At 59.1% G+C, this 10821-nt stretch carries 10 protein-coding genes; 3 read left to right on the forward strand and 7 right to left on the reverse strand.

Annotated elements, in window-relative coordinates:
• Positions 1-56: 56 nt before the first annotated feature.
• On the forward strand, positions 57-1751 hold the full coding sequence (locus Mal15_RS01025; protein ID WP_147866040.1) for an alpha/beta hydrolase: 1695 nt from the start codon (positions 57-59) through the stop codon (positions 1749-1751).
• A gap of 56 nt (positions 1752-1807) precedes the next feature.
• Entirely contained in the window at positions 1808-2356 is a 549-nt protein-coding gene (locus tag Mal15_RS01030; RefSeq protein ID WP_147866041.1) for a hypothetical protein, read from the forward strand.
• A 152-nt stretch (positions 2357-2508) separates the two neighbouring features.
• On the opposite strand, the gene Mal15_RS01035 is transcribed toward Mal15_RS01030, so the two are convergent.
• From Mal15_RS01035 to Mal15_RS01050, 4 genes are all read right to left on the reverse strand, one after another.
• Entirely contained in the window at positions 2509-3987 is a 1479-nt protein-coding gene (locus tag Mal15_RS01035; protein ID WP_147866042.1) for a sulfatase-like hydrolase/transferase, read from the reverse strand.
• Positions 3984-5333 carry a sulfatase family protein gene (locus Mal15_RS01040; RefSeq protein WP_147866043.1) on the reverse strand — a complete coding sequence of 450 codons (1350 nt, stop codon included), beginning with the start codon at positions 5331-5333 and terminating at the stop codon, positions 3984-3986. Before Mal15_RS01040 ends, Mal15_RS01035 begins: the two co-directional genes overlap by 4 nt.
• Positions 5334-5351: 18 nt before the next feature.
• Positions 5352-5606 carry a hypothetical protein gene (locus tag Mal15_RS01045; protein ID WP_233903220.1) on the reverse strand — a complete coding sequence of 85 codons (255 nt, stop codon included), beginning with the start codon at positions 5604-5606 and terminating at the stop codon, positions 5352-5354.
• Between the two features lie 106 nt (positions 5607-5712).
• Positions 5713-6678, reverse strand: a complete 966-nt coding sequence (locus Mal15_RS01050; RefSeq protein WP_147866044.1) for an alpha/beta hydrolase — start codon at positions 6676-6678, stop codon at positions 5713-5715.
• A gap of 274 nt (positions 6679-6952) precedes the next feature.
• Here Mal15_RS01050 and Mal15_RS01055 point away from each other — a divergent pair, with 274 nt between their 5' ends.
• A complete protein-coding gene (locus tag Mal15_RS01055; protein ID WP_233903221.1) occupies positions 6953-8413 on the forward strand; it encodes a sulfatase-like hydrolase/transferase in 1461 nt (486 codons plus the stop codon).
• A 193-nt stretch (positions 8414-8606) separates the two neighbouring features.
• Here the strand turns inward: Mal15_RS01055 and Mal15_RS01060 are convergent, their stop codons facing one another.
• The 3 genes from Mal15_RS01060 to Mal15_RS33865 all read right to left on the reverse strand — a co-directional run bounded on the left by Mal15_RS01060 (position 8607) and on the right by Mal15_RS33865 (position 10793).
• Positions 8607-8873, reverse strand: a complete 267-nt coding sequence (locus Mal15_RS01060; protein ID WP_199773789.1) for a hypothetical protein — start codon at positions 8871-8873, stop codon at positions 8607-8609.
• A 225-nt stretch (positions 8874-9098) separates the two neighbouring features.
• Positions 9099-10379 (reverse strand): DUF1559 domain-containing protein, encoded by a 1281-nt coding sequence (locus tag Mal15_RS01065; protein ID WP_147866045.1) that lies wholly within the window; start codon positions 10377-10379, stop codon positions 9099-9101.
• Between the two features lie 237 nt (positions 10380-10616).
• On the reverse strand, positions 10617-10793 hold the full coding sequence (locus tag Mal15_RS33865; RefSeq protein ID WP_167546558.1) for a hypothetical protein: 177 nt from the start codon (positions 10791-10793) through the stop codon (positions 10617-10619).
• Positions 10794-10821 lie beyond the last annotated feature (28 nt).

The following is a 10821-nucleotide window of genomic DNA, read 5'->3' on the forward strand; positions in this document are numbered from 1 at the left end:
AAACCGCGGACTGCACAGCGTCACTTTCTACAAGCGTTACGATAAAAGGCACAACGATGCGAAGCACCGAAATCATTAAACCGTCATCCGTCCACCGCTATGTTTTGTTCCTGGGCTGCTGCCTCGTCATGACGACGGCGGCATTCCAATCACACGCCCAACGTCCATCGCCGAGCCAGTGGAAGTGGGTCGACAAAAACATCGCCGAAGGCTGTCAGCATGCGACATTGTTCAGCGAATCGATGCAGCGTGAGATCGGGTACAGCATCTACCTGCCACCGAGCTATAACAGTTCACCCGACGCGCGGTACCCCGTCGTGTATTACCTGCACGGGGCAAGCGGCAGCGAATCGTCGTCACGCGAATTCGCCTGGGCCGTCCGCAAAGGCATTGCCGATGGCGTGATCGGCGAGGCGATTTACGTTTTCCCCAACGGCGGTCACTACAGCGGCTATCGCGACTGGGAAGACGACAGCGTGAAAGCCGAAACCTGGATCATCCGCGAGTTGATTCCGCACATCGACGCCACCTATCGAACGCTCGCGACGCGCGACAAGCGGGCACTTTGTGGATGGTCGATGGGCGGTGGCGGCTCGTTACGGTTTTTGACGAAATACCCTGACATGTTCAGCGCGGCCGCGACGCTCAGTGCGGCCCTCAATATGCGCGGCGGCGATCCCGAGGATTCCGCGACCGCCCATGCCGAAAAGAACGCGAGCAAGTTGCGTGGCCGGACGGGAATCTGGATGGCGGTCGGAGAGGAGGATCGGCTGAAGGCCGGCAACGAGTCGTTTTCGAAACGGCTGACGGAGCTGCAAATCGATCACTCGCTGACGATTCATCCCGCGACCGGTCACAACCTTGGAGAGATGTCGGCGAACTTTCACCGCGACATCGTGTTGATGCTCGACCGTCGCTTGAACGGAGTGACGGATTCGGATGATGAACCAAGTGACGCAATTCGAATCATCCGCGACCAGCCGTACAAGAGCGGCGAAAACCTGAGCGACTACGAACGAGAACGCTGCAAGCTGGACTGGTACCTGCCGAGTGATGGAGCGGGTTTCCCGACGCTGGTTTGGTTTCATGGAGGCGGCTTGCAGAATGGGCACAAGGGCGACGACATCGCCGTCGCGGTTTGCGAGCGGTTTGCCGCTGAAGGCATCGCCGTTGCATCGGTCAACTATCGTTTGTCACCGAAGGTCAAGTATCCCGGCTACACTGAAGACGCGGCCGCGGCGGTCGCATTCGTTCGCAACACGGTCGCGCAGCACGGGGGATCACCCGATGCGGTCTTCGTGTCGGGGCATTCGGCCGGAGGTTACTTGACGTCGATGGTCGGCATGCGCGCGGAATTGTTGGCCGAACACGGGCTGAAGCGAACGGACATCGCGGGCTACATTCCGGTTGCCGGACAGATGGTGACGCATTCGACGGTTCGAGGTGAACGCAACATTCCGCGGACCCGGCCGGTGATCGACGAAGCCGCCCCCGCCTACCATGCGACCGCCGAGACGTCGCCGTTCCTGTGTTTCGCCGGCGACAACGATCTGCCGGCGCGGAGCGAAGAGAACCGTTACTTTGCTGCCGCAATGAAAGCGGCCGGACACAAAAACATCCAGTTCATCGAAGTCGCCGGCCGCGATCACGGCACCATCGCAAGCCGCATGGGCGAATCCGACGACGCCGTCGCCCACGCGATCCTGCAATTCATCCGCCAGCATCGTCACCCCGCCACCGCAAGCGATTGACCCGCAGCCGCCCCCGACGTAGTGTTAGCCGAAAAACAGCTCGAAAAGTGTTCCCGATGAGTACACCAACACGACGGCGTTTGCTCAAGACCGGTCTCGCTCTGGGGGCGGGCCTTGCCGCGAGTCGAACGCCGCTCTTCGCCCAGAACTCTGAGACGAATTCGACGCAGACCGATCCGGAAGGCTTCTTTACTCTCGGCAAACGGAACAATCACTGGTGGTTGCTGACACCGGATCGAAAGCCGTTCTTCTCAATTGGACTCAACCATATCGATAATCCGGTTGATCATCTCGACGAGTGGCACAGAAAAACCGGCATGCCCGTGCTGCTTGCCGATGCCGCCAAAATGAAGTGGCAGACGGAGCCTGGTGAGTTCACTCGCAACAACGGCCAGTGGTACGCAGAGACCCTGGCGGCAATGCATCAGAATCCGGGTTGCATCGGCTTCCATCTGTGCGGCGCCTATCAGCGAAACAAAGCGAGGAGATATGGGTTGCTCGACGAAATGGAGATGCCGGACACAGAGAACGTCATTCAGATGAAGGCTGCAAATGAACGAGTCACACGGAAGATGACCCAGAGGGTTCAAGACCAAAGTGATTGACGGACCGTAGCGGAAGTCGTCGAGACATTAAGAGCAGCAACGTTGGAATGGATCTGGCGGAATAGGGGCTGCAACGAAGGAAGGTTTGCCGCAGGAATCCGCCTTGATCTTGCTGACAACCGGAGTCACGCGGGTTCTTACTGAGGCCTGGGCTATCGTTGCTTTCTGTCACGTTTGTTCTTCATGGTGTCATTCGAGGAGTCCTTGCCGTATTCGGGATTGATGGCCATGAAGTCATCGAGAATCCTTTGAAGGCGATCCCGATCGGCGGCGTGAGCCGGGTCGGTGGTGACGGCCTCACTGTATCGAGATGCGTCTGAAGTGATCGGGATGTCGTACAGTTTGCCGTCCTGATTCAGACGGAAGCGTTTCTTCCGGACGAAGAAGCCGCGGCCGTAGTTGATCAGTACGTGATCGCGTTTCGTTCCTTCGCCGCCTATGAGGAGATGAGAAAGATCAATGCCGTCGACCTTGCGGTTCAGCTCGATGCCGGCAATGGACTGGATCGTGGGAAGGACATCGACAAGGCAGAAGAATTCGTCACGAACGGCCGTCTTTACGTGACCGGGCCACCACGCCAGCAAGGGGACTCGGCTGCCGGCTTCGGTCATCGAGCCCTTGCCGCCTTTGAGTTCCATGCCGGGCAGCTTGCTGGTGATGCTCTTATGAGTCCCGTTGTCTCCTGTAAACAGCACCAGCGTATTCTTTTCCAGACCGTGCTCTTTGAGCTTGGCCATGATGTCGCCGACGACCTGATCCATGTAGGTGATCATGTGGCCGAAAGCGCGGGTTTGCTTGTCGAGATTGTTAGTGAATCTGCTTTCGGCTCGTTTCCGTAAACCCGGCGGGTTGATAAACGGCGAGTGCACCAGAGCCATTGGGAAATAGACGAGAAATGGCTGGTCCTGCTTGCGATCGATGAAATCGAGCACAAAGTCACGGTAGTCATCCGGCCCGAAATCATCGGCGTCGCCGTTGGTGACCTTGCCGTCTCGATAGATCTGTGGTCCGTAGTAGCGACTCGATTTCTTACCCTTGTAAAACCAAGTCCACATGCAGTACTCGTCAAACCCGTGTTCGACGGGCTGATCCGGGTATTCGTCAAACTTCCCGAGCTGCCACTTTCCCGCGATAGCTGTGGCGTAGCCGGCCTCGCGGAAATCATGCGCGAAGGTGCGAACTTCGGGCACCAGTCGGACTCCTTTGCCTTTTCCGATCAGGGCTCGATAGCCGGTCCGGTTGGGATACAGGCCGCTCATGATCATCACACGTGTAGGAGTGCAAAGCGGCGTTGCATACGCGTTGTTAAAGCGAACCCCTTCGGCAGCCATCCGGTCCAGGTGCGGAGTCGTGTAGATCGCGCTGCCGTAACAGGCGAGCCCCTCAGCGCCGATATCGTCGGCCATGATGACAATGACGTTGGGCTTTCGATCGTTTGCCAGCGTTGCATTGAACGCAGATGTCAGAAAAAGGCAGCAGCCTATTGATATGTATGTAACTACCGTCGCCACGCGGTGGCTTCGACGGGCAGTCCACCGTCTGGCGACGGTAGCTACAGTTTTGTTTGTTACCTTGGGGTGGAGAACGGGCAGTCGGATCGTCCATCGTACCGCCTGATTGAATTGGCTCATTGTTCGTTTGCCTTTTCATAATGCTCTGGCAGTTCGGCAACCCACGCTCTTAGTGACTTCCCGAGGCGGGCGGCGACTTCCGGATGAGTCGCCGCGAGGTTGTTGCTCTCACTCGGATCGATTGAAAGGTCATAGAGTTCCGGATCGCCACGCTGTTTGCGAGGCAGGTGCAGCTTCCAATCCCCGACCCGCATCGCAGGCGTGCTGCCAGAAGCGCTGGATTTCCAGAACAACGGCTTCGTGCGCTGGCGATCGGCACCATGCCAGATGTCGGAAACGTCCTCCCCGTCAAGTTGTTTCGGCAGTTCCTCGATCCCGGCGATCGAGCAGAGCGTGGGCAGCCAGTCGACGAAGGAGCAGACGTTTATCGTGTCGACTCGCCCGGCTTTCACCTTGTCGGGCCAGCGGATGATGAACGGGACTCGCGTGCCACCCTCGTACTGATCATGCTTGCCTCCGCGAAACTTTTCCGCGTAGCCGAGCATGTTGTTCGAGAATTTCCTCGCTCCCTTCTTTCCGAGAATTACCGGAGCCGGTCCGTGGTCGCTGGAGAACACCACGATGGTGTTGTCTCGGAGCCCCAATTCGTCGAGGACCTTCAAGACTCGGCCGACGTTCAGGTCAATCTGGTAGACGTCGCCGAGGTACTGACGCATCGACTGATCAAGATCGCCGCCGATCTTCAAGCACTCATCGAATTTGTGCTGCATGGTCGGCGAGAAGTCTTCCCGGTTGACTGTCACGTCGTCGAACCGGTCGGCCAGTTCGTCGGGGGTGTCCACGGGAAAGTGCGTGGCATGCCCCCAGACGTTGACGTAAAACGGCCCCTCCTTGTTTGCTTTGATGAAGTCGATCGCGGCAGAGTACAGGTCGTCGTCTCGCCCGGCTGATCTGTCGCGACTCTTGCCGATCGTCTTGACCGTATCGATTCCATAGGTGCCGTCACTGTCATCCGGGCCGATGTGCCACTTGCCGAAGTGACCGGTTCGGTAGTCTCGATTCTTCAGCAATTCGGTGATGGTCACGCGGTCCCCGAATCCAAAGTCGGCTGCGTACTTCGGAAATCGAGCCGGGAACAACCCGGTCATCAGTCCCGTGCGGCTGGGATTGCACGTCACTCCGGTCACATAGAACTGAGTGAAACGCGTCCCTTCTTTGGCCAGCTGGTCGATCGCCGGCGTGCGAGCATAAGGATGCCCGTAGCACCCAAGATCGCCGTAGCCAAGGTCGTCTGCAAAGAGGAAGACGATGTTGGGCGGCGGCGGATCCGCTGACGGAGCCTCCGCGACGATGGCCGTTAGCGCAAGCAACACTGCTGATGCCAATAAAAACAATCGGTTGTTCATTGGAAGATCGAGCGAGGTTTAGCGTTGCTTCTGGGGCTGTTTCTGCTTCATTGCGGGGTCGGTGTAAGGCAAATACTTTGGATGGGGAACGTAGTTGCCTTTGCCTTTCTGCCAGCGGAAGGCCTCTCCGTCGACAACGAGGTCACGTCGCGCGTTGAGCTTGGGTTCCGGATCGGCAAATTTCGTCGGTGCTGATTGTCGTCCATCCGCACGCCTGATGTGAAACAACTGCCGGTTGTCCGTATGCCGAACGCTGCCGGAAGTCGTTAACAAGAATCTGGGAAAGAACGGATCGATTTGATTTCATTCGACACAACGGCAGTGGAACAGCGACGCGCTTGGGGACCTGTCCTGACCGCTCGACGAGCGCCGAGAGCGATTATTCCTGCGATTCACTCGCTGTTTCTTTTGCCGCTGCCGGTTTCCCTGAATCCTCTTGGAAGACCATTTGAACGAAGTGGTACAAGTTGTTTCGCCAGTGGGGCGGATCGTGGCCATGGGAATCGACGTTCCAAACATGTGGGACGCCGTTCTCTTTCAAGTACCGTTGCAACCGTTGGCTGATCCGGATCAATCCGTCTTTGTTACCGCAGGATAGGTAGAGCAAGTCAAGCTGCCTTTTTGTTGTCTCGGGATCCGGAATCAATTCCTCGGGGGCTTTCGTATTCGGCGCCGACGAGAATCCTCCGACCCAGGCAAATTTGTCCAGATGCGTCAGTCCAAAGTTCAGCGATTGCCCGCCCCCCATCGACAGCCCCGCGAGCGCCCGATGTTGTCGGTCCGTTGCAACGGAGTAGCGAGATTCGATGGTGGGGATCACGTCATCGAACAGGTCTTTTTCGAACACAGCAAATGCGGGCGCGGACTGGAACACGTTGCCTTCTGCTCGATCGTTTTTCTGGGCGCGTCCGTTTGGCATGACCACGATCATGGGGACCGCTTTTTCATCGGCGATCAGGTTGTCCAGCAGCGTGTCGGGATTCGCGAATCGCTGCCATTCGGTTTCGTCACCTCCGATCCCGTGCAACAGATAAAGGACCGGGTACTTCTGTTCGTCTGAATACCCCGGCGGTGTGTAGACATTCATCTTCCGCGTCGTGCCGACCGTCTTTGACTGATAGTCGATCATTTCGAGTTTGCCGCGCGGAATGTCATCGCGTTTTTCGACAATGCTGTCCGGTGGGTCCGGATAGATTTGCTTGTCCTCGGGACCGAGTTCAATCCTTCCGCCGAAGCCGCCACGAGGTCGATCACGGCGGGGCCGCTGAGAATCAGAGTCGTCTTGTGCGGTTGCCTGAACCACGTGCAAGAAACACAGCGAAAACAAGACCAGGAGACTTCTCATTGATTGGTTCTCGATTCTTCAAGAGCAGAGGTTAAAACGATGCCGACGCTCGGTGATTCCGACGATTTGCTGTAGCATAGCAGAGACCCACACCAGCTCGCTCCAACCAGAGGCGTCCGAAAAGGCGCGATTCGCAACCGCTGGTCGAGCGCACGAGCGATGCGATCACCCAACGTCCAGATTCAATTGAATGGGATTTAACATGGCCTACCCCCTTGCCCTGATGCGTGGTGCTTGCGACGGGGTTTCCCCACGGCACTCGTTTCACAGAACAGTGACATTCGCTTTCCTGGTGGCAGCCGGCTTCGGGGGACCAATCCTGGGGAGGTGTGCCGCAATCGCTGATGCCGCTGAGCGTCCCAACATCGTCGTGATCCTGGCCGATGACATGGGGTACGGGGACATGGGTTGCATGGGTAGCCAAACGCTTCGGACTCCGAATCTGGATCGGTTGGCCGACGCCGGGGCATTGTGCACGCAAGCGTATGTGGCGAGTCCGGTTTGCTCGCCGTCGCGGGCCGGGTTGATGACCGGTCGCGATCCGCGACGCTTCGGGTACGAAGACAATTTGAATGCCGCCGCGTCGAACTATGCGACGCGGCCGGAGTTGCTGGGATTACCGCCGCGTGAAAAAACGCTCGGAGACCATCTGCGTGCCGCCGGCTATGCCACCGCGCTGATCGGCAAGTGGCACCTGGGCACCGGCGACGGGTTCCATCCCAACGATCGTGGTTTCGATCACTTTTGTGGCATGCTGACCGGCAGCCACCACTACTTTCCCGCGACAATGAAGCACGCCATCGAACGCAATGGCAAGCGTGTCGAATCGTTCTCAAGCGACTACCTGACGGACTTTTTCACCGACGAGGGGCTGCGGTTCATTGATAAACAACAACGCTCGGCGCCGGAGAAGCCGTGGTTCGTGTTTTTCTCGTACAACGCGCCGCACACGCCGTTGCAGGCGAAGCGGGAGGATCTGCAGCGATTTGCGCATCTACCCGACAGGAAGCGGCAAATCTATGCCGCAATGATGTTCGCACTCGATCGCGGTGTCGGCCGGATCCGTGACCAGTTGGAACAAACCGGCCAGTGGGACAACACGTTGCTGGTGTTTTTTTCGGACAACGGTGGTGCGACCAATAACGCCAGCTGGAACGGTCCCCTGCGTGGGGTGAAGGGCTGTTTGCGTGAAGGCGGCATCCGCGTGCCGATGATCTGGACGTGGCCCGCTAAGATCCCCGCAGGATCGCGCTGTGATACCGTCGTCAGCGCGTTGGATTTGTTGCCCACGTTCATGGCGGCGACCGCTTCGAAGGCGTTGCCACTGGGCGAACCGATGCCCCATGAGGATGCGCGGAACCGCAAACGCATGATCGCCCTGGCGGGAACCCATGATGGGATCAACGTCTTGCCTCAGTTGACCGATGAGGACCAACGGCCATCGCGGCGTTTGTATTGGCGATTGCAGGGTCAGGCGGCGGTGCTCGACGGTGCGGACAAACTGGTCCGACCCTCGCATCGCCCGGCAGAATTGTTTCGCGTTGCCAGTGACGTGGGGGAAATGAATGATTTGTCGCGTCGCGAAACGGCGCGGACCGATCAGCTGTTTCGACTGCTAGGAAAATGGGAGGCGTCGCTTCCGACCGTGCCGCTGTGGGGATCGTCACCGTATTGGTCGGGCGACACGGCGGAGCATTACGACGCCTGGCCACCGCGGGAGGAACCATTTCGGTAGCGGCGCTGGTGTCCAGGCTTTCGCCGCCCGGTGTCGCTGCGGAGCAGCGAGGGGGAATCGCCTAAAGGCTCGACATCGACGTGCGACTAAACACACCGAGGGCACGCCAGGATGGCGTGCCCTCGGTGTTCGATCTCGATTCCGGCCGATCCGCGCGAGGCGATCACTCGGCGGTTTCTTATTCGGCGGTTTCTTATTCGGCGGTTTCTTCTTCGACGGTTTCCGCAGCTTCTTCGGCGGCTTCTTCCGCAGCTTCGGCGGTTTCTTCGGCCGACTCGGCGGCTTCTTCGGTCGCCTCTTCGGTTTCTTCGACGACGACCTCAACGGCCTCTTCTGTGTCGGCGGACTCTTGTGCGGAATCGCAACCGATCAGTGCAACCGAAAAAGCACACGCCAGCGCGACGCTGGTGAACTTGCGTAGCATCTCAACACCTTGTTTGATGTTTGGTGGATTGAACATTCAGTGTTCGTCAGGGTCGGTGTCGACTTGGCACCGCTCGAAACTGATTTTCACGAGTTCTTCACAAAACTCGCAGCCGCCTAGAGTCTCGCAAATCCTTGCGTTCCGCAAGGTGGGGGGAGTTCCGGCGAGGGGCGGAGGGCGAAATCGTGGTCCGGTCACGACAGCTGTCTCGGTCGTGGCGAATGAATCGCCGGCGACCGAAACAGCCATCGGATTTCAGGATCACTGGTTGAGTTGGGCTTCGATGGTTTCGCGAGCACCGCGCGTTCCCAGCGCGCCCCACAACCCGTAGGGGCTTTGGCAACCGGGGACGATCTTGGGATTGATCGCGGCACTGCTGGTGCCGCCGACGTTGGTGTAGACGGTGGGCGTGTGGCTGTCACCGGCTTCGATCGAATCGGTGATGAAGGTCACCGAACCGTCGCCCAGCAGCACGTGGGCGCCGCCTTGGTGTCGGCTTCCCGGGGCCAGGGTTCCGCCGGACGTGATGCCGTTGCTCATCACCAGTTCGCGGTTCGGCGGCAGGATCGTGCAGATCGAGGTGTAGACACCGGCGTGGGCGGCCCAGCGGAATCCCCGCATGCCTTCGCCGTTGCCCTGCAAACTGGTCAACGTCAGGTCCCAGGTGGTGGGGCGGTCATCGTCTTTCCAGCCGTTGGTGATGGCGATGGCGGGATCGTCGTACACGCCGCCGTTGCGTCCGGCATTGATGTAGGCGCGGGTGCGGACATCCGAGTCGCCCAAGTCGGTCGGGATTTCGCCGGCCATGATGGTATTGGACAGCCCATCGAGCACGTCGCGGAAACGGGACTGGTTGCGGGCGACAAAGAAGCCGCGACTGGATTCCTGTTTGCGTTGGGCCAGACCGGTATTGGGTGCGGTGATGTTCCACCATCCGGGACTGCCGTTGACGGTCGCCGCCCAGTAGCGGTCACCGACCCAGGTGTGGTGGATCGCGTCGCCCAGGCTGGCCGCGTAGTTGGTTCGTCCGTGCGCGGGCAACCCGACGCCGGGGTCACTGGGGCAGCGGAATCCGGGGATCTCCATCAGCCACGGGTCGTATTGGTGCAGCAGGTGGCTGGACAGGCCTTTGTGGGGGTTGGGGCCCATCGGCGGGAAGGCATCGGTGCCGTTGATCGCCGTGCCTTGGGTCGGCAGGAAGGGATTGGAGATCTGGTCCCAGGCGGCTTGTTGTTCGATGAAGGGAGTGATTCCGACGAGGAAGCTGAGGTTCATCCCGTTGTTGCCGACGACCGGATCGTTGTTGCCGGCGTCGCGACGGTGATACGTCCCGGTCCCGTGCGTGGGAAGTTGCTTGTAGGCCGAGTGATAGTTGTGCACGGCCAAGCCGATTTGTTTGAAGTTGTTGCTGCAACTCATCCGCCGCGCCGCTTCACGGGCTGCTTGGACGGCGGGCAGGAGCAAGCCGACGAGAATGCCGATGATGGCGATCACGACGAGCAGTTCGACGAGCGTGAAGCCACGTCTGGGGGTGTGTTTCATTCAAAGGTTCCTGGAAGAGGTGGAAAGGAGATCAGAGGTTTTTGAAAGGCTCACTGAGACGGCGCCACGTTGACGTGGCTGCGCTCGATGCGAGCGTGGAAGTCTCAAGGAGGGACCACCTTCTGGCGAAGGTAGCGACGATTGCACGGCCATTGGCCGGCAAAGTGGTGCGGTTCCGCTAGACACCAACGGTCACACAGGCCCGCGGTCATCACCGGGCTGGTAGACTGGTGCGGATCAGCGATCTCCGCCTTCGACCTGGGTGCCGAGATCTGAGCCCGGGTTTCTGGAGAGATAGTCGGCGATGTCGCCACTGTTCCCGCTCAGTCCGGTGTGTCGGGAGCACCCGACCGCAGCGGGCACGACGGAAACCAGCAGGAGCGTCCAGAGCGCGAGACGCGCGATTCGTGTCATGATCAGCGTTCCATGATTGGAATGGGTT

Source organism: Stieleria maiorica, from assembly GCF_008035925.1.
GTDB lineage: Bacteria > Planctomycetota > Planctomycetia > Pirellulales > Pirellulaceae > Stieleria > Stieleria maiorica.